We start from the raw sequence: 23,083 nt of genomic DNA, 5'->3' as shown, positions 1-23,083 counted from the left end.
TTAGCGTATTACTTTTTTCCCGTTGATAATGTAAACTCCCTTCGGCAGTGCGTCGGTCTGCGGTTTGCCGTTGACGATGCGCACAGTGCCGACGCGCATACCGCTGAGTGTATAGACTGCTACCGTTCCGTCCGCCTCGTCGAGTGTCAAGTCGGTGATAGCCGTCGGCTCATCGTCCACGAACTTGATGGCGAGTTTCGACGAGAGGGCGTCGTCTTTCGGCTTGAAGTATGCTTGGAATGGTGAGACCGTACCGCTGCCCAGTTCGAATGTATTTCCTGCATCATTCAGTCGGTAGCTGTCGGTCACGTTGCTTGCTGCCGTCGTTCCCTCGAAGGTGATTTTGCTCGTCACCAAGCGCATCGGCACGTCGGCAATGAGTCGTGCGTTCGTTCCGTGGAACACGATTTCCTTGCCCACGAGGTTGTACTGCGCACCCCAGCGGTCGGTGGGAAACGCCACGATATACGGCACATTCGCCTCCATCTGCTCCACGTTGCCGAAGAGCACGGCGTTGTCATCGTCGATGCCCGTGAACTGTCTCACCCAGAAGTTCTTGCCCGTATCGTCTTTGCTGTGGAACCAGTCGATAGCTGTTCCGTCTGCCGTCACATGGCTCACGTCGAACGGCAGTGCGATGGTGGTCCATCCGCCCGTTCCGTTGGTGCCCGTGGTCGGTGTGGTCTTGTATCGGATGCTGCTGGCAGTGAAGTCGGTCGGCACAAAGAAGTCGTAGCCTTCCGTCAGCACAATCTCCGTGGCTGCAGAGCCCTGCACGAGGTTGCTGTTGCTCAGTCCCGACGGAGCCGTTTCCCCTGCTCCTATATAATATAATGTGTTCGGATTGCTGTTGGGCGTGACGCTCGTCACCGTGCCTGTCACTCCCACAAGGTTCACGGCTACGGCATCTGCCGGCACCGTCACACTACTCGTCGCTGCAATCGCTGACACCGCACCGTCGGCAGTGGTAATCTCTACGCCGGGAGAGAGATAGAAACTTGGTAATTGACAGATACTTGTTCCACTTTCATAATAAACAACAACAAGATATCTGTCAATATCAACATCACTGAAGTTAAATGCGACATTTCCTGTTTCTCCGACATTAAGAGAAAGGTGTGCACTCTGCGACTTATAGCTATAATAATAGCCATCACTGGGATTGTAGTTCATGAGACGAATAAGAATTTCATCATCGTAGATAGCCGTTCCCTCATTTTTCAATGAAACCGTTCCACTAACATGTGTACCATAAATATAGTTCCCATTTTTATTTTTAAAGGTGTAACTTTGTCCTGTTAAATTATCCGCCACCAAGGTTCCAGCCACGACCACCTGCGCTTGTCCAATCACATTATTGCCAGCCTCATCGGTGGTAATCCAGATGTTGTAAGTGCCTTCCGCAGAGAAGGTGACATTGAACTGTGCCGTTGTCGATTTGCCTGTTTCTATCGTGGCATATGCCTTTGCTAATGAAGAACCTTTATCACTTGTTGTGCTGGCAAACAAATAGAGATATTCCAAATATTCGTCGCCATCATTTTGTATCTCCGTTTTTACGGGTATTGTTCCCACCTTCGTTCCTTTAGGAAAAGAGAAGGAGGTTACCGAGAGTTGTGTGTTTTTGTGGAGTGTTAATGTTACATTTGTGCCATCATATACAGCAATGATGTATTCATTGGCATATTTTGGTGGAACCTTTATCCATTCAGAAGAACCCTTCATCTTACACATCGGCTTTAAAATATAGGTGCCTGTAGGCAAACCTGCATTAGAAAAAGTTGATTTGGAAAGTGTAAAACGTGTACCAGGAGCATGATTTAATTCCGCCGACATAGAATTATTGTTTCCATAAAGAAACTGCACGTTGCCCCCATCATCAAGATATCCAAAACCTGGATAGAACTCTATCGGTGAATCCTTTTGGGTTAAATTCCAATAATAAATCACCATTTGGTTTGCTGAAACACTACCGAAGGAACCATAAGGTATAGCATGTAGGGCATCAGCTGCTGAAGACGGATTCACTCCAAAGATAGCGCTTTGCTTGCGTGCATAGCCGTCGCTGGTAGAACTGGCACCGATGCCGCTGTTATTGTTTGGGTTAGCCACTTGCAAGAGGAAATAGCCATTGCTCATTCCACCCCATCCCCAGTTGAAATGGAACAGTCCTTCGCCATCGTAGCCATCTACAACAAAAGCGTGACCACCACCGGCAGAACTGCCTCCATAGAATAGCGGACGCTTTGCCAAGAGTTCTTCATAAACCATATCCTCCCATTCTTGAAGGGTGTAAGCCTCACGAGATATACATAAACCACCTGTCGCATAACCGAAATATTTCTCCAATGCAGAAGGAACGTATTGGGAAACAGCTCCGGAACTTGGTCCATATTCCATCTCCACGGAACGCCCGCAATATGCCATCAGAGCTGCTACGGCAGCATTTTGCGCTGCGGTCGAACTGCTCGAATAGGTATCTGTCATGTTTGCCCAGTCAATCGGTGAGTTGGCTGGGGTAGCAGGAATAGAAATACCTCGCTTTGAGATTGTATAAGCCGGAATCTCTGCTGTTGTAGCGTTGACGCTCTGCGCACGATAGTAATACATCACCTGCGCCATTGCTGTCGCCACGCAGCCGGTTGCGCATTTCGAACCATTGTAGGTCGGACAATTATCATTGTACGGCGAGTCTTGATTCCACTTCGTTGTGATGAGCGGAGCGATGGGACGCTTGACACTCTCAGCCTTGCGCATTCCCGTCAGAGGGGCATCACTGCTCACTACAGGCGTTTCACTGTCTAACGCTTTGATTTCATCGACATAACCAGCCAACCATGCCTGCATGTTTTCAGGAATATTGTTTTCATCGAAACTACCTGTGTCAGAATAGCCGAACACAGGTGCCGTGCGGTCGTCACCCGAAACAATGACAAAACCGTTGTTTCCTTCGGAATTGAACACGTAGTAGTACGCCTCATCTGCAGCCCCTGCCGCCTTGCGTGGAGCCTTGTAAGGTTTGCTCACCTTCTTCAGCGTCTTGCCTTTCTTGGCAAAGAACTGCTGTGCTTGCTGTTGTGCTTGCGCCTTATCTACAGGTCCTGCCTGTGCCATAAGGACACAAAGGACCAAACATAAAAACGATAAAACTGACTTCTTCATCTTTTATTTTTTATTACAATAATCTAATTATCAATAGAGTAATCGGTGCAAATATATGAAATATTTTGAAAAAACAAAACACTCTAAACCGGAAATTTGAAGTTTTTTCCTATCTTTGCAGAAGATAAACTGCATCTCAGCAATTTCGAGTGTGACTTGATTGCATTCGATTTGCATGGACTTTGCAACAAAACTTCTACCGATGAGAGAACGAACAATTTGGATGTTATTGCTGTGGTGTGTCGCTGCTACGGGCGGATGGGCACAGAAACACGACTTTGCCAACTGGAAGCGCTATGCTGAGAAAAATGCGGCACTGGGAGAACCTGCAAAGAAAGAGCGGCGCGTGGTGCTGATGGGCAACTCTATCACGGAGGGATGGGTGAAGACGCATCCTGAGTTTTTCGAGAAACACGGACTGATAGGACGAGGCATCAGTGGGCAGACGAGCTATCAGTTCCTACTACGCTTTCGCGAGGACGTCATCAACCTGAAACCGCGAGTAGTGGTCATCAACTACGGGACGAACGATATTGCCGAGAATACAGGTCCGTACGACGAGGACTTGACCTTTGGAAACGTGCTGTCGATGGTCGAACTGGCGCGCTATCATAAGATACGGGTGATTCTGACGAGTTGCCTTCCAGCGGCAGGTTTCAGATGGCGCCCGTCGGTGACCGATGCGATGGAGAAAATCCGCCGTCTGAATGCCCGTGTCGCAGCGTATGCGAAAGCCAACAAGATTCCTTATGTGGACTATTTCAGCGCCATGCTCTCTGCCGACGCCACGGGCATGGATGCTGCCTATGCGAAGGACACGCCAGGCGTGCACCCCAATGCTGAGGGCTATGCGGTCATGGAACGCCTTTTGCTGCCAGTCATTCAACAAAATAAAAAATAATCATCACCATGAAAAGCATCATTAAAATTTTCGTTGCAATCGCCTTGCTGGCGACATACTGCATCCCCGCCAAAGCCAACGAGACGGCAGGACGGCAGTTTTGCACCATCGCATGTGCAGCTGCTGCACAGAAGGTGTACTATGTGGTCGTAGGATGCTATGACAGTTTGGAAGAGGCAAAGAAGGCGATGGAGTATCTGCCCGACTTCCTGGTCAGTCCGGTGTATGAGACAACGGTGAAAGGAAAGACGGAATACCGCATTTGCCTGTCTTGTCACACAACCAAGGCAAAGGCGATAGAAGAAATCAAAAAGCTGAAAGAGGTGTTCAGCGACCGCCCCTTCGGCATCTGGAAATCAAAGGGATTGGCGCGCTGCGTCTATTGTCCGATAGCCATGAACGGCGACCCGATGCAACCGCTCGAACCGAAATAGAAAGGCGTTCGCTTCAGGGTTCATGCTGAAGCGACAACAGCGGCTTCAGCTCTCGCTCGAAGATGTCGCGACGCACGATGCGATAATGCGGACGGTATGCCGCGCGATAATCGGGCGAATGACTGATGGCATATTTGCCCTGCGCCAACACATCGGCAATGAAGTGCCGGTCGTCATCGTAATATGGAAGACCGAGTCGCATCTCATCAATCTGTCCGACAATCTTTTCCCATTCTGTTTTCCATACCTCTACCGACGGACGAACGGAATCGTTGGCACTACGGATAAAGGCTGACAACAACTGATCGAGACTGACCAAACCTTCTTGGACGACCCGAAGACTCACCCGCACATACCGCCCTTGAAGCCCACACGGTTCAGCATACCACGACATGAGGCTATCGCCCTCTACCTGCTGAAGCTCATACTCCAAATAGCGCCTCACACTCAAGGTGTCGCCCACCAGATGCTCTGCCCCCATGAAATCCTGAAAACACGATTTGTAGATATCCAACAAGCGCGATTTCGGATAGTTGGATAGTTGATTTTTCACCATTTCATCGATATTTTGCGACATTCCTACAAGTGCCATACAACTCATTGCGAATAACAGAAAGAGATGTTTCATAAATAATTATTTTGCATTCGCCACAAAGTTACGAAAAATCGCGCACTGAACGAAAAAAAGTTTTTATTTCTTATGCCGAGACAGAGCAACTTATGTAAAGTTGAAAATATTTGTTATCTTTGCAAACAAAAATTGACAGCAACTTGTAATTCTTTTTATGGCAACATTCCAGGTAAAGCCCCATTATCTGCTGCTTGATGCCTTGCGCGGAGTGGCAGCATTACTGGTCATGTTGTATCATGTGTTTGAAGCATTTGCTACCAGTCCCTTCGACCAGCGCTTCAATCATGGTTATCTGGCTGTTGACTTCTTTTTTGTCCTTTCGGGCTTTGTCATTGGCTATGCCTATGATGACCGTTGGGGAAAGATGAGCACTACCCATTTTTTCAAACGACGCCTCATCCGTCTCCACCCGATGGTTGTCGCGGGAGCCATCATCGGTCTCATAGCCTATATGGCTCAGGGCTGCGTGACATGGAACGGGACACACATTGACCTGCAATGGGTGGCTGTAGCATGGTTGCTGTCGATGTTTCTGCTGCCCACTTTCCCGGGAATGGCAAGCGACGTTCGTGGCAATGGAGAGATGTTTCCACTGAACGGTCCCAGTTGGTCGCTCTTTTTCGAATACATCGGCAACATTCTCTATGCCTTGTTTATCCGCCGGCTTTCCACACGTTGGCTGTGCTACCTCGTCGCACTCTCTGCAATCGGAGTGGTCATATTCGCCACCGGCTTCTCTGAATATGGCAGCTTAGGGGTCGGTTGGACGATGGGCGGTAACAACTTCTCGGGTGGTATGCTCCGTTTGATGTTCTCCTATTCGATGGGACTGCTCTTGTCGCGGCTTTTCGCCCATTCCAACGATACCGCCAACGAGCAAAATACAAGCAAATACACACACTGTCGCTTGAAATCCATCAAGGTTAAAGGAATCTTTTGGTGGTGCAGTCTGGTGTTGGTCATTCTGTTTTCCATCCCTCATGTCGGTGGCGAGCAGCACCGATGGATGAACGGTCTCTACGATTCGTTTTGCGTGCTCCTGGTATTCCCTGCTATTGTCTGCTTCGCGGCAGCAGGTAGCATTTCGGAGGGAAGCAGCCGGAAGGTCTGCAAATTTCTCGGCGACATATCCTATCCCGTCTATATGGTCCACTACCCTTTCATGTATCTCTTTTACGCATGGGTTTGGAAAAACGAACTTACTTTCCCGCAGACATGGCATATAGCCCTGACTGTCATTACCGTCAGCATTCTCACCGCTTACATCATCTTGAAATGTTATGACGAGCCTATGCGCAAACACCTCACTCAGCGCTGGCTGAGACGAGAAGAGGAATAGGTTCTGACCGTGTTGCCGTCATATGTTTTCTCAGTAACAAGCTCAGCTTCAGCAGGCAACAACGGCGCCACAGTGCCTTTGCCCGCTGCCATAGTGCCTGTCTCCACACGCACCTCATCCCACAGACCCGCATCGAGGAACGACTGGAGCGTCGCCCGACCACCTTCGACGAGCAACGATTGCAACTTCCGCTCGTGGCACGTGGAGAGAATTTCCTCTATCGGATGCTGATGACTAAGCACGAAACGGACTGGCGACCTGCCATTCCAATGACGCACATCCAATCGCGGATGCTCCCGCTCGTCGGTCACCCGTCCCACCAGAATAGCATCACAAGTTGCCCGCAGTTGATGAACCAGCATCTGTGTGAAAGGTGTTGAGATGGCTATCGGTTCACCGCAACAGTCCAGAAACCCATCGGCTGTCTGCGCCCATTTCAGAATGATATAGGGACGATGCTCGCGGTGGAAGGTAAAGAAACGGCGGTTGAGCCACCGACATTCCCGTTCGAGCACGCCGACCGTCACATCAATGCCTGCCTCTCGCAACTTCTGCACGCCTCTTCCCTGCACTTCCGCATAGGAATCGATACAGCCCACCACCACACGACGCACCTTTTTGCGGACAATCAAATCGGCACAAGGTGGCGTTTTTCCATGATGCGAACACGGTTCCAAGCTCACATAGAGCGTGGCGGACGACAGCAGATGGTCATCATCAGGCTGCACCGACGCAAAGGCATTCACCTCGGCATGCGCCTCACCGCAACGGATATGGTAACCCTCGCCGATGATGCGCCCATCAGCAACGATGACCGCCCCCACCATCGGATTCGGGCGGGCACCATCCCGTCCGCAAACGGCAAGCTGCAAGCAACGCCGCATGTACTTTTCATCCACTGATTGCTGTTCTACCATATTGCTCATCATAGCGAACGGACGGTCCCGAGTGTCAAAGAAAACCGCATTTCTTTGCCGGAACGGGCTCACAATTCGATATTTTTACCTAATTTTGCAAACGATGACATACGTGGAAATGAAGCAACGACTCACACCGCTCTACGGTGAACGGGAAACCCAAGCTATCCTGCGGATGGTGCTTGAGGTGCGGTTCGGCATGTCCCACGCTGACATTCTTTGTGGCAAAGTTACACAATTATCGGCAGACGACACCGAAGAATTGGAAAAAATCATCGCCCGTCTGGAAAAAAACGAACCCGTACAATACATTCTCGGGCAGGCTGACTTCTACGGACGGCAGTTCCATGTGACCCCGGCAGTGCTCATTCCACGTCCGGAAACGGAAGAGTTGTGCACATGGATTAAGGAAACCGCAGGGCAGTCATCCCCGAAACGAGCCATTCTCGACATCGGAACAGGCAGTGGGTGTATCGCCGTCACACTGGCGCTGGAACTCCCCGGCAGCCATGTCGAGGCTTGGGATATCAGTCGCGATGCCCTTCTCGTTGCCCAACAGAATGCCGAACGGCTGGGAGCGACCGTGAAATTTGTGGAGAACGATGTGCAAAAAGTGGCGGATTCATCGATAAAATGGGACATTATTGTGTCTAATCCGCCCTATATCACCCTGCAGGAAAAAGCCGAGATGGAGGCGAATGTATTAGCGTATGAACCCCACTTGGCACTCTTCGCTCCCAACAACGACGCGATGCACTTCTACCGCCTTATTAGCCACTATGCCGCTCGAAACCTGAACGATGGAGGAATGGTCTTCTTCGAAATCAATCCCCTCTTCTCCGACGGCATCAAGGAAACGCTTCTATCGCACGGTTTTACTGATATTATCGTGAAAAGCGACACCTTCGGCAAACAGCGATTTGTGCGAGGAACATACACGAAAGACTATCTGGAAGGACAAAAAACGGCTGATGTATGAAAAAGATGACGGAACAAGAGGCGCTTGCCAAACTCATGACCATCTGTTCGCAAGCCGAACATTGCAGCGGCGAGATGGTGGAGAAAATGCGGAAATGGGAGTTGGAGGAGACCGCACAGGCTCGCATCATGGAACAACTCGTCAAAGGAAAATTCGTTGACGACGAGCGGTTTACGCGGGCTTTCGCAAAAGACAAACTGCGTTACAACAAATGGGGACGGCGAAAGATAGAACAGGCGCTGTGGCTCAAACATATTCCCAACGACATCTCGCAACGTGTGCTCGACGAACTGGGAATCGGCGGCAACAACAGCCGCTCGGACGACGACTCCGAATATGTGCAGATTCTCCGCGAACTGCTCCGCAATAAAGCCCGTTCCGTCAAAGCCAAAAACACTTACGAGCGCAACGGAAAGCTGATTAAGTTTGCCTTGGGGCGCGGTTTTTCCATGGATGTTATCATGAAAGTTATCGAAGAATCCGATGAATATGACTTCGCAGAAGACGAGGATTAGTTTCTGGCAGCGCCTTTTCGACATGGTCTGCCCAAAGGCATGCGGTGTCTGCGGACGGAGATTGGGACTGAACGAGGAGGTGTTGTGCGGCACATGCAACCTTCACCTGGCACGCACCGGACACGCCAGCCATCCCACCGACAACGAAATGGCGAAGGCTTTCTGGGGAAGAATCAGCATCGAAAAGGCGGCAGCACTCTTCCACTACCAACCGCAGTCGCAAACAGCGCGGCTCATCTACAACCTGAAATATCACGGACACGAGGATTTCGGAGAGCGAATGGGCGAAATGACTGCCCGAGAATTCGATGAAAAGGGATTTTTTGAAGGAATTGACGGCATCATTCCCGTTCCGCTGACCAAAGGCAGACAGCGTGAACGGGGCTACAACCAGAGCGAGCGCATCGCACGGGGCATCAGTCACGCGACGGGAATCCCTATCCTCGACTGCATCGTCGTGAGGAAAAACTTCGACGGCAGCCAGACCGACAAGCACCGATGGCAACGCAACGAGAACGTGGAGAACGTGTTCCAGCTGCGTCCCGACCAAGACATCAGCGGCAAACACCTGCTCGTGGTCGATGACATCGTCACCTCGGGAGCCACCGTCTGTGCCTGTGCCAAGGAACTGCAACGGGCAGAGGATGTAAGAATCAGCGTCCTTTCACTCGGATTTACCAAGACATAAAGTATTTTTAACGTACACACACCCGCACGGAAGAAAAAAGAATTGTATCTTTGCACCACATTGAAAACAATATATCAGAAAAACAACGGATATGGAAACTTTAAAAACAGCCTTCGCAGCCAAGCTGCTCAACATCAAAGCCATCAAACTGCAGCCCAACGACCCGTTCACCTGGGCGTCCGGATGGAAGTCGCCTTTCTACTGTGACAATAGGAAAACGCTCTCCTTCCCGGAGTTGCGCAACTTTGTCAAGCTGGAGTTGGTGCACGCCGTGCTCGAACATTTCCCGCAGGCTGAAGCCGTTGCCGGTGTTGCTACAGGCGCCATCGCACAGGGAGCGCTCGTTGCCGACGCGCTTAACCTGCCCTTCGTCTATGTGCGTTCGAAAGCCAAAGACCACGGAATGCAGAACCTCATCGAGGGCGAACTGCCTGCAGGCACGAAGGTCGTGGTAATCGAAGACCTGATTTCTACTGGCGGAAGCAGTCTGAAAGCGGTTGAGGCACTGCGCCAGAACGGTTGCGAAGTCATCGGCATGGTGGCATCCTACACCTACGGTTTCCCCGTTGCCACGCAGGCATTCGAAGAAGCTCACGTGCCGCTCGTCACCCTGACCGATTACGAGCACGTGGTGGCAGAAGCTCTCCGCACGGGCTACATCGCCGAGAACGACGTGGCAGTGCTCAACGAGTGGCGCGCCAACCCATCCGAATGGAAAAAATGACAAGCCCCTCAAAAAGCCTTAAAACCCTAAACATCAAAGAGAATTACCATGGAATGTAAATATGAAAGCAGCGTCAGGGAAATACCCCACGCACAAGAAACCGTCTATCAGTCGCTCAGCGACCTGCGCAATCTCGAACGAATCAAGGAGCGGATGCCAGAGGAAAAGGTGCAGGGCATGGAGTTCGACCAAGACACCATGGCGGTCAGCATGCCGCCAGTAGGCAGAATCGCACTACGCATCATCGAGCGCGAGGAACCGAAGTGCATCAAGTTCGAAACAGAGCAGTCGCCCCTCGACTTCAATTTCTGGATTCAGTTGCTCCCCGTCACAGAACAGTCGTGCAAGATGCGGCTCACGCTGAAGGCCGACCTCAACCCGCTGATCAGAGGCATGGTGGGCGGAAAACTGCAGGAAGCTATCGACAAGATAGCGGAAATGCTGGCAGCAATTCCTTACGAATAAGAAAAAACATTTGTCATGTCTGAGAAAACAACAAGTTCCCACCAGCCGACATCCCAGTGGCGGACGACAGGAAAACGTGCGCTGACAGTCCTCCTGTGCTCAGTTTTGGGGCTTTGCTCCGGCATAGGACTCACCTCATGCGACGATGCCGAGTTCAAATACAGCAACTTCCATTGCAATTTTGTGCTGAACAACATGCAGCATCAGGATGCCACACTGGCAAGCGCCATGAACCCATTTGCGAAAGGCATCTTCTGCCGCATCACCTTTCAGATGAAGTCGGGCGCCAAATATTTCATCTTCGAGAACACCAACGGCGACTGCTCGGAGAAAATTTTCAATGCCGAAGATGAACGCAACCACAGCGAACAGCGCATCGGCATGAACAACGGACTGATTGTCGGCTACAGCGCCTATGACGACGTGTTCTTTGCTTACGACAACCAGTGCCCCCAATGCTTCGACTACAACGCCCTGCCCGTGCGCAACTATCCCCTGTCGTTTAGCGGAAACGACATCGTGAAATGCGCCAACTGCAAACGGGAATTTGCACTCTCCATCAGTGGAAACGGACTGACGCGCTATGATGCGACCACCACCGGACCGCTCGGACTGCTCCACGTACATTAATAGATTTTCCCACCGGCAGCGTCAATGCTGTCATTCCCATGCACCTGTAAGGCGCATAGTTTGAGGTAGCTGCCGAGGTTGTCTTTGTTTTTTATATTTCTCACCATCCTCCAAATATGATTCCCTGCGATTTTATATATAATCCCATAATAATACATCCCACAATGCTCCCAATTAAAACAAAGAAATTAATAAAAAAAAGAATCCAAACATTGCGTGGCCCTTTTTCATTAAAATGTTTTTCCATTAATAAAATGGCGTCTTTGCGTAAATAGTAATAACGGAAATAGATAAGACCTATAGCTATTGTTATCATAGAAAGACTATATACATTTGATTTACTATAAATCCGTTGTAGTATTGATGGATAAGTTATCCATAAAATTAAATCTGTTATAATGATAAGCCAAAGACCTGTAATAACACAAGTATTTGCAACAGCTGATGTTTCTGCTCCTGTCTTTGTATAATGAATTTTTCGTAACATCATATAGCAGCAACAAGTAATCCAATCTATAATATAGAGCATAATAATTTAAATATTTTGTTTATCGTATTATCATACATAAAATAAGAGTTTTAACAAAAAACATTTATGGCATATCGCCCCTTAAATATAACCCCGTTCGGGCGGATATGTTATCCGACCGTTTTGAATATAGGGATTTGTAATCCCCAAAAACTTTCCGCTTGTTTTGTCTATAAAGTCGCACCTGACTTCGTCAATGCGCCACCCAAATTAAGATTTGTTGCCAGATATGTCGAAAAGTGGTTTCACTGCGAGGTGCTTCTCCGTCAAGAAGAGTGTCTTAGTGAAGTAAGTCCCGTTTTTAGGCATCCTTACCCTGATTGTCGTGATAGTTTTGGCTGCCTCAAGCACCTTATCGACACTCATCCCAATCTTGTTAATGGCAATGAGTCGCTCCAGTTCCTTATATACCTTATAGGCGATGAAGCAAATGCAGACATGTGCCTCTATCCTACGTTCTGTAAAATGAAACATCGGACGCATTTCCAGAGTTCCTTTTGAAATACGGAATGCACGTTCCACCACCCAGAGTCCATGATACTCGGCAATGACACGCTCGGCGTCAAGGTCTGTATTGGTGATGTAGCCCTTGAGTCCGTCCCACTGGCAGTCCTCTGCAATCTTCTCTTCGCTGATGACGACTTCTATGTCCTTGCTGATTTCAAGAAACTTGTTGTAGCCACGCTTGTTCACCTGACTCTTCGTGATGCGTCCGGTCTTATAGGCTTTTCTCAATCGGACAATTCCGCGGTCACGGTTGTAGGCATCCTTCTTTGCACGCTTGTCGGAATAACTGACGATAAGTCTTTCCCCATTCTCACGTTTGTAGTCGTAACAGGCTTTATCAACCTTCTCTAAAGAGAGAATCCATTGCTTCACGCTTGCGCTCTCGCTCTTGATGCGGGCTCCAAGTATGTAGTTGTAGCCAGCCTCCTGCAGCAAAGTGACATTGTTCTTGTTCATCAAGCCTGAGTCTGCCACCACAACAAAATCTTTCCCCAGATTGAAACGCTGCTTGAAGTCATCTATCATTGGTATCATGGTGAAGCCCTCATACTGGCTGCCGTTGAACAGAGAGTATGAAAGCGGGTAGCCTCCTTCTGATACAAGCAGACCGAGTATAACCTGTGACTCTGCCGTCTTTCCATCCTTTGAAAACCCCGGTTCACGCAATACGTCCGTCTGTGCTGTCTCAAAGTAGAGCGTCGTCACGTCGTAGAACATCAATCCAATCTTGCCTCCGAACAGTTTCCGGGTGTGCTCTACGCTAATCTGCTGCGCAAGCTCCATCTGGGTATTGTAGAGCTTGTCCATGTAGCGATAGATGTGGTTGAGGTCAACATCTTCATCATAATATGACTTCAGGTAATCTACTGTGGCAAGTTTGCTTCTGGGCTGCGACACCCTTGCGATTACCAAATGACGCAGAATCTCATCGGGAATCCGGTTGAAGCCGATGCTGTCATAGACTTGATCAAGCAGAAGCCGAGTACCGTTTATCAACACGTTGTCAATATTGCTAAGGAAACGCTCTGTCTCCTCGACTTCCTTTCCCTTGCGGTCATCAAAGTCAAGTTCTTGCTGACCGCCAAATGAACGTATCCATGCAGCAGCCTTATCGCATAATGAATGTATTTCCTCTTCGGATGTAGAGGAGCCAAACGATTTTATTTCTTTATACTTTCCACTCGCTTTACTGACCACTACCACACTTGTAGAGCCGGAACGATTGTGTTTCTTGCGTACATACATGGTGCAAAGGTACACGTTTTTCGCTTGCGCCACCCAAACCACCCAATAATTTTACGTAACTCGCTGATTATCATTGTGCGCTATATGATGGCGCAAAAAAGTGATGAAGTCAGGTAATAATTTAAATATTTTGTTTATCGTATTATCATACATAAAATAAGAGTTTTAACAAAAAACATTTATGGCATATCGCCCCTTAAATATAACCCCGTTCGGGCGGATATGTTATCCGACCGTTTTGAATATAGGGATTTGTAATCCCCAAAAACTTTCCGCTTGTTTTGTCTATAAAGTCGCATTGCAAATGCTGATATTAAGCCCGTTCGGATAGCATATCCGAACGAACGGAGGATTTTGTCACATTAAAGCATTTATGCATAAATCACACATGATAATATGAATAATACAAGTGTACCAATAGCATATATCGTAACTAACCATCCTTTTAATCTTTTATGCTTTTCATTTTTATAGCGTTTTTCTAATTGTTCGAATTTCTGTTTTTTGCACTGTATGGGTATAAAAAACGTACGCACATACAACAGAATAATAGGTATCAATATCAAAATAAAACCACTCTTTATTAATGACTTTATACCTAAAATACGAGAGATAGGAACTACTATTGATGCTTCGATAAAAGCAAATGTTGCAAATAAGATCCGGTATCCCCAGTCTAAATAATCACCATCTCCACAGAAGCGATATCCTTGTGCTATTCTGTAATAACAATAATAAAATAATGTTTTCATCATGTCAATTATTTAAATGGCATAGTTGATGGGAGACCGAGAATTCCCATGCACCTGTAAGGCGCATAGCAAGAGGGCGATATGGAGAAGAAAGCGGTTCATATATTGTGGAGACTCATTTGTCAATATTTTTGTAACTTTTAACGGACCGGATTAATGAGCTTTATTGGTTTTAAAAGAATTTGCTTGGTTATAGACTTTCCGTCAACATCTTCAAAATGAAGTATTAGGTTTAATTTGTGACCCATTTTAAATTTATAAAGAAGACGTTCTGAATCATCTAATCTAAAATAAAGCCATATTTTTTCCATTTTATGAGAATCAATACGATAAACAGAATCTCTTCTGTTCTCAAATTCTAAAGTAACGGAAGGAACTTCCAAAGTCAATGTTGTTTTTTTGCACATAAAGATATTTTCTCCCGTTTCATTGGATATTTCAAGATGAAATGTAGAGTAAGGACTAATGGAAAAACCTCTTGTAAATCCCGTTATTATTTGTACTCTGAGAGAATCTTGATCCATGTCAGATAATATTTCTTCTATCCCATAAACAATTTTAGGAGGATAACAGGAGGTTATACTCAGAAGAAACACAAATAAAAAGAAATAATTCTTCATAACGACTATCATTTAACGGCTTAATTTCATATACATATCTGCCCAATATTCTAAGCATTTTGGATTATTGTACGGATCGTTCCCCCGTTCGGGCGGATATGTTATCCGACCGTTTTGAATATAGGGAAACAACGTTCGCTGTCCGAAGGGGAAGGCAATTGTAATCCCCAAAAACTTTCCGCTTGTTTTGTCTATAAAGTCGCATTGCAAATGCTGATATTAAGCCCGTTCGGATAGCATATCCGAACGAACGGGGGGCGATATAGAGGAGAAGGCGGTTCATATAACGTATTTAAATTTTCAAGACAATATCATAGGCAGAAATCTGTAATAATTAAAAACGTTAATATGGAAATTGTTACATAAGAAATAACAAACCAGCCTTTGAGAGTCCTGTTTTCTTCATTTTTATATTTTTCAATAAGCCACCGATATTTCTTCTCAGTTGTTACAAAGAGTATATTAAAAACACCTAAAGGAATACCTATTTTCATACTCAAATTTGGAATTGATAGAATATTTTTTCCGTGAATAGTTTGAAATATTCCAATTATTGTTAAGACATTGCATAGCTGACAAAATGACAATGATCCAAAAGCCCAAATATAAGGTGTTTTAGAATCTAACTTTTGATAGAATTTAGATGTTGCAATCCTATAAAAAATATAGTCAAAAGGTTTAATGTGTATCATCTCTGCTTTTCATTTAATCATTTAAAAGGAAATCCCGGATGGGGCGGATATGCTATCCGCCAAAACGTCACACCTTTAATTTTGTATGTTTTGCAAATATACAAAAAAAGAATGAGAAAAGGGTATGTTAAAATAAAAAAAGATGAGATTCCCAGGAGTAAAGGACGCAAAAAGACCATTCCGGGGACTTTTTATACTGTCGAAAAATGCCATATTCTCGCTTTGCATATTCATACGTTTTGAAATGGCATTGCAAAAGTTCAACTTTCAGCGTGCGAAAGTGCCACTTTTAGGCGCTAAAAGTGGCACTTTTAGAACGCAAAAGTGGCACTTTTGGAAACCCAAAGTTAACATATTGATAACCAAGTGTTTATGTTTGTGTATAAATATACAGTACTTGCATAAATATACAGTTCACGGAGGAGGCTTATATCAAACTCAAATCGGCCATTGTCATGTATGACGAACCGATTGGGGTTAAGCGTTTCTGTCGCATCCGGAGGATGGATTCCGCTGGAAATGGCTATAACCTTGCCTGTCATGGACGCTCCGCTTGGACAAAAAAATATCCGCAATGCCAACGGTGTGACATTGCGGATAGTGTCTCCTATATATATAATAATGTGGAATACTACTTGACCTTCATTCCCAGATTATACATGATGAAGCCGTAGATGTCGGCTTGCTCCTCGAGCACTTTGCTCATCGGCTTTCCACTGCCGTGGCCTGCCTTGCTGTCGATGCGGATGAGCACGGGGCGGTCGCCCTTGTGACACTCCTGCAGCGTGGCAGCAAACTTGAACGAGTGTGCCGGAACGACGCGGTCGTCGTGGTCGGCAGTGGTGACGAGCGTGGCGGGATATTCGACTCCTTTCTTCAGATTGTGCAGCGGCGAATAGCCTTTCAGGTATTCAAACATTTCCTTTGAGTCTTCGCTCGTGCCATAGTCGGGCGCCCAGTTCCAACCGATGGTGAACTTGTGATAGCGCAGCATGTCCATCACACCCACCTGCGGGATGGCAACGCGGAAGAGGTCGGGACGCTGTGTCATGCAGGCACCGACGAGCAGACCGCCGTTTGAACCGCCGATGATGGCTATCTTGTTCTTGTTCGTGTACTTATTGGCGATGAGATATTCGGCTGCCGAGATGAAGTCGTCGAACACGTTCTGCTTGCGCATCTTCGTTCCAGCGAGGTGCCACTCCTCTCCATACTCGTTGCCGCCGCGCAGGTTGACCAACACATAGATGCCGCCATTCTCAATGAACGGTATGCGTGTGGCAGAGAATCCGGGATACATGCCGAGGTTGAAGCCGCCGTAGCCGTAGAGATAGACGGGATTGTTGCCGTTGAGTTTCATGCCTTTCTTGTAGGTGAGGAACATCGGCACACGCGTTCCGTCCTTGCTGGTGAAGAAGACTTGCTTGCTCTCGAAGCCGTTCAGGTTGAAGTTCACCTTCGGTGCTGCGTAGAGTGTGCTCTTGTCCTGAGCCACGTCATAGCGATAGATGGTTCCGGGAACGGTAAAGGTTGAGAAGGTATAGAACATTTCCTTCTGGTCTTTGTCGCCGCTGAAGCTTGCCGAGCCGACGCCGGGGAGTTTGATTTCACGGATGCGCTGCCCGTTGTCGCCATAGAGATAGATGTGGGTTGATGCGTCCTGGCTGTATTTCAGAATCCATTTCCAGTCGTACAGCCCCGCACTTTGCAGCACATTCTCGCCTTCGGGGATAAACACCTTCCAGTCTTTGCGTCCCGGATGCGCGATGTCGGTCACCATGATGCGGTTTTTCGGCGCTCCGTCGTTGGTGAACAGATAGATTTTGTCACCGACAATCTCCACGACACTATTGTCGAAGTCCATGTTTGACGTCATCTGGATGAACTGGCTGTTGGGCTTGCGCAAGTCTCTCACGTAGAGTCCGTTGCCATTTCCCTCGCCACTCTCGTAGAGGAACATCATCGTCTCTTCCTCGTTGACACTCACGCTGTAGAAGCGTTTCGGGTGGGCAGGGTTCTGATAGAACAGTTCGTCCTCGCTCTGCGGGGTGCCGATTTTGTGGTAATAGATTTTATGCCCCTCATTGATGTGTGAATATTCCTTGCCGGCAGTCGGGCGGTCGTAGGTGGAATAATAGAAACCGTCCTTATACCACGCTGCTCCGGAAAACTTCGTCCACTCCACATGGTCGTTCAAGAGCTGCCCCGTAGCGACATCCATCACGTAAAACTCCGTCCAGTCGGAACCGCTTCGCGACACGCTGTAAGCCATGTACTTCCCGTTGTGCGAGAAGTAAATGCCCTTCAAAGCCACCGTTCCGTCGTCGCTCAGTTTGTTCGGGTCGAGGAACACGCGCGGCGTACCGCCCAGTTCGTCCATCACGTAGAGCACACTCTGGTTCTGCAAACCGTCGTTCTTGTAGAAATACCACTTGCCGTGACGCTTGAACGGTGTGCCTACCTTTTCGTAGTTAGACACCTCTTTCAATCGTTTGAGCAACTTCGAGCGGAAAGGAATCTTCCGGATGTAGCTGTCGGTAACGGCATTTTCTGCCTCTACCCATGCCGCAGTCTTCGCACTGCGGTCGTCCTCCAACCAGCGATAAGGGTCTTTCACTTCCGTTCCGAAATAGGTATCGACCGTCGTCCCCTTTTCCGTCACAGGATACTGAATGCTCTGAGCACCGACGGTCAACGGCAATGCGAATACCGCCAGCATACAAATTTTCTTCTTCATGCTTAAAAATTGATTTATTGGTTAGTAGATATCATCATCTGTTGTTGTAGCTCCTCCAGATTGTCGGCAACACCGATATACGCGCGCCAGTCGCCCCTGATGACGCCTTTCCCGTCCATATCCTTGAGCAAAGCTATCAGGGAGTTCCAAAAGCCGTTTACATTGTACAGTACCACGCGCTTTCGGTGGTAGCCAATGGTGTAGGAAGCAACAACGGTGAACACCTCGTCGAGCGTGCCCACTCCGCCCGGCAGTGCGACGAACACGTCGCTCCGTCCGAGCATCAGCGCCTTGCGCTCGTTCAGGTCTTTGCACATCACCAGCTCGCTCACAAACGCACTCGTGCGTCCATGCTCCTCGATGATGCCTGGAACCACACCCACTGTGTGCCCACCGGCTTCAACTGCTGCCCGTGCCACGCATTCCATCAGACCGAGATTGCAACCGCCGAACACCACTTCATGCCCGTTCTGCGCCAGCCACCTGCCCAGTTCCGCCGTCTTTTCAAAGTAAACGGCATCTATCTGATTGTTCGCCGAACAAAAAATTCCAACTCTCATCTTTTTTCTTTGATGGCAAAGTTACAAATAAATGAGGGCAATACAAAATGAAAAACATTTTTATTTATATTGTAAAACACCAGATAAGAAAAAAAGTGTACCAAAGTATCAGTGTCACAAATCCAATTTCAGCACATACACAACATGCAATTCATTTTTTTTTTTGTACCTTTGCAGGGTCGCTGCCTCACACCCCTGAAAAATCATCGTAGCACGACAAGGGGAAGAATCACTAAATGGCAGCAAGAAAAAGATAATCAACAGGTTAAGAAAATGAACATAGAACAGCAACTCAGTCGCTCAGTCATGGCGGCAGTGAAAGCCTTGTACGGTCAGGAAATTCCCGAAAAGACCGCACAGGTGCAACAGACACGCAGTGAATTTGAAGGAAACCTCACATTGGTCGTGTTTCCTTTCCTGAAAATATCGAAGAAGAAACCCGAAGACACGGCGCAGGAAATCGGCGACTGGCTCTTGGAACACGAGCCGGCGATTGAACGCTTCAACGTGGTGAAGGGATTCCTGAACATGACTATCGCCCGAAAAGCGTGGGTGGAACTGCTCAACAGCATCGACGACGATGCGACGTTCGGCTGCAAGAAGGCAACCGACGAGAGTCCGCTGGTCATGATAGAATATTCATCGCCCAACACCAATAAGCCTCTACACCTGGGACATGTGCGCAACAACCTGCTCGGATGGAGCTTGGCACAAATCATGGAAGCCAACGGCAACCGCGTGGTGAAGACCAACATCGTCAACGACCGAGGCATCCATATCTGCAAATCCATGCTCGCATGGCAGAAATGGGGCAACGGCGAAACGCCCGAAACAAGCGGAAAGAAAGGCGACCACCTCATCGGCGACTACTATGTGGCGTTCGACAAACATTACCGCGAGGAAGTGGCTGCCCTGCAACAGCAACTCATCGCCGAGGGCGTGGATGCTGAAACAGCGGAGAAACGCGCCAAAGACGAGGCTCCACTGATGCAGGAAGCACGCCAGATGCTCATCCGCTGGGAACAGGAAGACCCGGAAGTGCGCGGACTGTGGAAGATGATGAACGACTGGGTGTATGCCGGATTCGATGAGACCTACCGCGAACTGGGTGTGGCATTCGACAAAATCTACTACGAATCGGAAACCTATCTCGAAGGAAAAAAGAAGGTAGAGGAAGGACTGGAAAAAGGAATCTTCTTCCGCAAAGACGACAACAGCGTGTGGGCTGACCTCACCAACGAAGGGCTCGACCAAAAACTGCTGCTGCGCTCGGATGGTACCAGTGTCTATATGACACAGGATATCGGAACGGCAGAGATGCGCTACGAAGACTATCCCATCGACAAGATGATCTACGTCGTCGGCAACGAGCAGAACTATCATTTCCAGGTGCTCTCCATCCTGCTCGACCGACTGGGATTTAAATGGGGAAAAGACCTCGTGCATTTCTCCTACGGCATGGTGGAACTGCCGAACGGTAAGATGAAATCCAGAGAGGGAACAGTGGTCGATGCCGACGAACTCATCGCTGGAATGATTGCCGACGCACGTCAAACGAGCGACGAACTGGGAAAATTCGACGACATGACTGAAGAGGAAAAACAACATATTGCACGCATCGTCGGCATGGGCGCCCTGAAATACTTCATCCTCAAGGTGGATGCGCGCAAGAACATGCTCTTCAATCCAGAGGAATCCATTGACTTCAATGGCAACACCGGACCCTTCATCCAATATACCCATGCCCGTATCCGAAGCATCCTGCGGAAGGCAGAGGCGGAAGGAACAGCCATCGGAAGACTGGAAATAAAAGACCTGACACTCAGCGAGAAAGAGATATCACTCATTCAGAAACTGAACGATTTCCCCAACGTCATCCTCCAGGCAGGAAAGGACTACAGCCCCAGCGGCATCGCCAACTACTGCTATGAACTGACCAAGGAGTTCAACCAGTTCTACCACGACCACAGCATCCTCGGAGCAGAAAGCGAAGAAGCCAAACAGTTCCGTCTCGTGCTGGCACGCAACGTGGCGAAAATCATCAAGACGGGCATGGCGCTGCTCGGCATCGAAGTGCCCGAACGAATGTAAAAAAAGACGACTCCCTTGTCGAAAGAGCGCTTCGCTAATTGATAAATGACAAATGATAATTGATAAATTAAGTAATATGTCATTCCGGAAAATACCCTAAAAGGCGAAAACTTTTATTTTCGGACATTTCGATGTTTTCGGACGCTTTCGGGATAAGAATAAGATACATAAATAAGTAATAAGAAAAGAGAACTTTGGATATTGAGAATTTAAATCCACCTGACTGGCGGAACGACACCGTACTGCCGCTCAACCCTGCCGTCAAAGCCGACGCGTGGGCGGTAGATGCTGCCTGTTCGGGCAACCCCGGACCGATGGAATATCAGTGCATCGACCTGACTACAGGAGCGCAAGTGTTTCATTTCGGACCGATTCACGGAACAAACAATATCGGCGAATTCCTTGCTATCGTCCACGCATTGGCGCTCATGGAACAGCGACACATCAGGAAAACCATTTACAGCGATAGTTTCACTGCCATCACTTGGATACGAAAAAGACAATGTAAGACCAAACTGGAGCACAACGAAAAAACGGCAAAGCTCTATGAGGTCATCCGACGGGCAGAGAACTGGCTGCGTACCCACTCCGTACACGTGCCTCTCATCCAGTGGGACACAAAGGCGTGGGGAGAGATTCCCGCCGACTTCGGGCGGAAGTAAGTTGTTGCGCTGAATCAACTGATTGGACTGATTGGTCCCATGAGTCTTATTAGACCCATTCATCCAATCAGCCCAGTAAAATCCTTAAGAAAGCGCTTTATTCTCCAAAATGGATGGCATCCATGAATCGCTGGATGACTTCCGGCTTACCCGTATGTTTCCCTTTGTCTTCCGACAGCTTGCAGGTATCGTTGTAGAAGCGCCACGACTCCGTAATCTTGGCAGCCACCAGCTTGATGACGATGTTCATTGGCTTGATGCCTTCGAAGTCGTTGGTGAAGTGCGTACCGATACCGAATGACGGCTGACAAAGGTCTTTCGCATATTGCTGAATCTCTATTGCGCGGTCGGTGTCCAGCGCATTGCTGAAAATGACTTGCTTCGAGCGAGAGTCGATGCCCAATGACTTGTATTTCGCCACAATCTTCTGCAACTGCTCATAGTTGTCGCCGCTGTCCACGCGCAGTCCTTTGAACAGATTGGCGAAGTCTTCGGAGAAGTTCATGCTGAAGATGTCCCATCCGAAACTGTCATACAGATAGGTTCCGAGCGCTCCCCTGAACGTGTTGCGCCAGGCGTTCATCGCTATGTTGTTCGCCATCTGCGGACCATACATGCCGCCGATAGCACAGACAAACTCATGTGCCATCGTACCCACAGGCAGCAAATCGTGCTTCATGGCAAGATAGACATTGCTCGTGCCGACGAACCGTCCTTCCCACTGACGACTGTTCTGGCAGTCCTTCATCGCCCGCACCACCGTGTCTTCAGCCTCGAACGATGCCCTGCGGCGCGTGCCGAAATCACTGTACACACAGCCCGCTTCCAACAACCGCTCTGCTTTCGCATACGACTTCTTGTAATAAACGTCATAATCGAGCTTGTCCGTCTGCCCAGTCATGATATAATAAAGTTCAGAAATGATGGCAAGCACCTTCACTTCAAGGAGAATCGTATCACTCCAATTCCCCTCAAACTCAATGTGCAGATAGCCCTCGTCGTCCTGCCATGCCTTCACCCAGTGGTGCGAGAAGCGGAAGCCGCGCAGGTAACGGTAGAACCATTCGGGAATGTAATAGCACTTGCGGCGCATGAAATCCACCTCTTCGTCGGTAATGACCACTCCCTCGAGCGCCTCAACCTGACGGTTCAACTCGTCGGCAAACCCCTCGGGATAGACCGTATGGTTGCGGTCAACAAACTCATATTTCACTTGGGCGCGCGGAAAATTGTCAATCACGGCGCAACACATCGACATCTTGTAAAGATCGTCGTCCGTAAAGTGGGTGATAATCTGTCTCAT

22 protein-coding genes are annotated in these 23,083 nt (G+C 48.3%); 11 read left to right on the top strand and 11 right to left on the bottom strand.

Annotation, left to right across the window (positions count from 1 at the left end):
* Entirely contained in the window at nucleotides 1-3,114 is a 3,114-nt protein-coding gene (locus tag GRF55_RS00165) for a C10 family peptidase (protein WP_220368582.1), read from the bottom strand.
* 250 nt (nucleotides 3,115-3,364) lie between these two features.
* Here GRF55_RS00165 and GRF55_RS00160 point away from each other — a divergent pair, with 250 nt between their 5' ends.
* Together GRF55_RS00160 and GRF55_RS00155 are read left to right on the top strand one after the other, a co-directional pair.
* Entirely contained in the window at nucleotides 3,365-4,063 is a 699-nt protein-coding gene (locus GRF55_RS00160; RefSeq protein ID WP_220368581.1) for a GDSL-type esterase/lipase family protein, read from the top strand.
* An 8-nt stretch (nucleotides 4,064-4,071) separates the two neighbouring features.
* Nucleotides 4,072-4,497: a hypothetical protein gene (locus GRF55_RS00155; protein ID WP_220368580.1), complete on the top strand. Its 426-nt coding sequence runs from the start codon at nucleotides 4,072-4,074 to the stop codon at nucleotides 4,495-4,497.
* 13 nt (nucleotides 4,498-4,510) lie between these two features.
* On the opposite strand, the gene GRF55_RS00150 is transcribed toward GRF55_RS00155, so the two are convergent.
* Entirely contained in the window at nucleotides 4,511-5,089 is a 579-nt protein-coding gene (locus GRF55_RS00150) for a hypothetical protein (protein ID WP_220368579.1), read from the bottom strand.
* A 193-nt stretch (nucleotides 5,090-5,282) separates the two neighbouring features.
* On the opposite strand from GRF55_RS00150, the gene GRF55_RS00145 reads away from it, so the two are divergent.
* The gene (locus tag GRF55_RS00145; protein ID WP_220368578.1) at nucleotides 5,283-6,467 is read left to right on the top strand and encodes an acyltransferase; all 1,185 of its coding nucleotides are present in this window, start codon (nucleotides 5,283-5,285) and stop codon (nucleotides 6,465-6,467) included.
* Here GRF55_RS00145 and ribD read toward each other — a convergent pair.
* Entirely contained in the window at nucleotides 6,437-7,393 is a 957-nt protein-coding gene (ribD, locus tag GRF55_RS00140) for a bifunctional diaminohydroxyphosphoribosylaminopyrimidine deaminase/5-amino-6-(5-phosphoribosylamino)uracil reductase RibD (RefSeq protein ID WP_370626764.1), read from the bottom strand. The genes GRF55_RS00145 and ribD overlap by 31 nt on opposite strands.
* A 94-nt stretch (nucleotides 7,394-7,487) precedes the next feature.
* Between ribD and prmC the strand changes: the two genes are divergently transcribed.
* The 6 genes from prmC (at nucleotide 7,488) to GRF55_RS00110 (ending at nucleotide 11,385) form a co-directional block, all read left to right on the top strand.
* The gene (prmC, locus tag GRF55_RS00135) at nucleotides 7,488-8,363 is read left to right on the top strand and encodes a peptide chain release factor N(5)-glutamine methyltransferase (RefSeq protein ID WP_220368576.1); all 876 of its coding nucleotides are present in this window, start codon (nucleotides 7,488-7,490) and stop codon (nucleotides 8,361-8,363) included.
* Nucleotides 8,360-8,878 carry a regulatory protein RecX gene (locus GRF55_RS00130; RefSeq protein ID WP_220368575.1) on the top strand — a complete coding sequence of 173 codons (519 nt, stop codon included), beginning with the start codon at nucleotides 8,360-8,362 and terminating at the stop codon, nucleotides 8,876-8,878. Before prmC ends, GRF55_RS00130 begins: the two co-directional genes overlap by 4 nt.
* Entirely contained in the window at nucleotides 8,853-9,566 is a 714-nt protein-coding gene (locus tag GRF55_RS00125; RefSeq protein ID WP_220368574.1) for a ComF family protein, read from the top strand. The genes GRF55_RS00130 and GRF55_RS00125 overlap by 26 nt, the downstream gene beginning before the upstream one ends.
* Before the next feature lie 91 nt (nucleotides 9,567-9,657).
* Nucleotides 9,658-10,290, top strand: a complete 633-nt coding sequence (gene pyrE, locus GRF55_RS00120) for an orotate phosphoribosyltransferase (RefSeq protein WP_220368573.1) — start codon at nucleotides 9,658-9,660, stop codon at nucleotides 10,288-10,290.
* 48 nt (nucleotides 10,291-10,338) lie between these two features.
* On the top strand, nucleotides 10,339-10,755 hold the full coding sequence (locus tag GRF55_RS00115; RefSeq protein WP_220368572.1) for an SRPBCC family protein: 417 nt from the start codon (nucleotides 10,339-10,341) through the stop codon (nucleotides 10,753-10,755).
* A gap of 15 nt (nucleotides 10,756-10,770) precedes the next feature.
* The gene (locus GRF55_RS00110; RefSeq protein ID WP_255563804.1) at nucleotides 10,771-11,385 is read left to right on the top strand and encodes a hypothetical protein; all 615 of its coding nucleotides are present in this window, start codon (nucleotides 10,771-10,773) and stop codon (nucleotides 11,383-11,385) included.
* 100 nt (nucleotides 11,386-11,485) lie between these two features.
* Here the strand turns inward: GRF55_RS00110 and GRF55_RS00105 are convergent, their stop codons facing one another.
* The 7 genes from GRF55_RS00105 to GRF55_RS00075 form a co-directional block, all read right to left on the bottom strand.
* Entirely contained in the window at nucleotides 11,486-11,914 is a 429-nt protein-coding gene (locus tag GRF55_RS00105) for a hypothetical protein (RefSeq protein ID WP_220368571.1), read from the bottom strand.
* Nucleotides 11,915-12,124: 210 nt separating this feature from the next.
* Nucleotides 12,125-13,666, bottom strand: a complete 1,542-nt coding sequence (locus tag GRF55_RS00100) for an IS1634 family transposase (protein ID WP_172774742.1) — start codon at nucleotides 13,664-13,666, stop codon at nucleotides 12,125-12,127.
* Between the two features lie 371 nt (nucleotides 13,667-14,037).
* Nucleotides 14,038-14,421, bottom strand: coding sequence for a hypothetical protein (locus GRF55_RS00095; protein WP_220368570.1), 384 nt, complete (start codon nucleotides 14,419-14,421; stop codon nucleotides 14,038-14,040).
* Between the two features lie 137 nt (nucleotides 14,422-14,558).
* Complete coding sequence (locus tag GRF55_RS00090; RefSeq protein WP_220368569.1) at nucleotides 14,559-15,038, bottom strand: hypothetical protein; 480 nt, start codon at nucleotides 15,036-15,038, stop codon at nucleotides 14,559-14,561.
* A 311-nt stretch (nucleotides 15,039-15,349) separates the two neighbouring features.
* Nucleotides 15,350-15,730: a hypothetical protein gene (locus GRF55_RS00085; RefSeq protein WP_220368568.1), complete on the bottom strand. Its 381-nt coding sequence runs from the start codon at nucleotides 15,728-15,730 to the stop codon at nucleotides 15,350-15,352.
* Between the two features lie 631 nt (nucleotides 15,731-16,361).
* The gene (locus GRF55_RS00080) at nucleotides 16,362-18,467 is read right to left on the bottom strand and encodes a prolyl oligopeptidase family protein (protein ID WP_220368567.1); all 2,106 of its coding nucleotides are present in this window, start codon (nucleotides 18,465-18,467) and stop codon (nucleotides 16,362-16,364) included.
* A gap of 14 nt (nucleotides 18,468-18,481) precedes the next feature.
* Nucleotides 18,482-19,027, bottom strand: coding sequence for a TIGR00730 family Rossman fold protein (locus tag GRF55_RS00075; protein ID WP_220368566.1), 546 nt, complete (start codon nucleotides 19,025-19,027; stop codon nucleotides 18,482-18,484).
* Nucleotides 19,028-19,300: 273 nt separating this feature from the next.
* On the opposite strand from GRF55_RS00075, the gene argS reads away from it, so the two are divergent.
* Together argS and GRF55_RS00065 are read left to right on the top strand one after the other, a co-directional pair.
* The gene (argS, locus tag GRF55_RS00070; RefSeq protein ID WP_220368565.1) at nucleotides 19,301-21,118 is read left to right on the top strand and encodes an arginine--tRNA ligase; all 1,818 of its coding nucleotides are present in this window, start codon (nucleotides 19,301-19,303) and stop codon (nucleotides 21,116-21,118) included.
* Nucleotides 21,119-21,312: 194 nt separating this feature from the next.
* Nucleotides 21,313-21,780 (top strand): RNase H family protein, encoded by a 468-nt coding sequence (locus tag GRF55_RS00065; RefSeq protein ID WP_220368564.1) that lies wholly within the window; start codon nucleotides 21,313-21,315, stop codon nucleotides 21,778-21,780.
* A gap of 97 nt (nucleotides 21,781-21,877) precedes the next feature.
* Here the strand turns inward: GRF55_RS00065 and pncB are convergent, their stop codons facing one another.
* Nucleotides 21,878-23,083 carry a nicotinate phosphoribosyltransferase gene (gene pncB / locus GRF55_RS00060; RefSeq protein WP_220368563.1) on the bottom strand — a complete coding sequence of 402 codons (1,206 nt, stop codon included), beginning with the start codon at nucleotides 23,081-23,083 and terminating at the stop codon, nucleotides 21,878-21,880.

Source organism: Prevotella sp. Rep29, assembly GCF_019551475.1.
Lineage (GTDB): Bacteria > Bacteroidota > Bacteroidia > Bacteroidales > Bacteroidaceae > Prevotella.
This window is presented reverse-complemented; position numbering and strand designations above follow the sequence as displayed.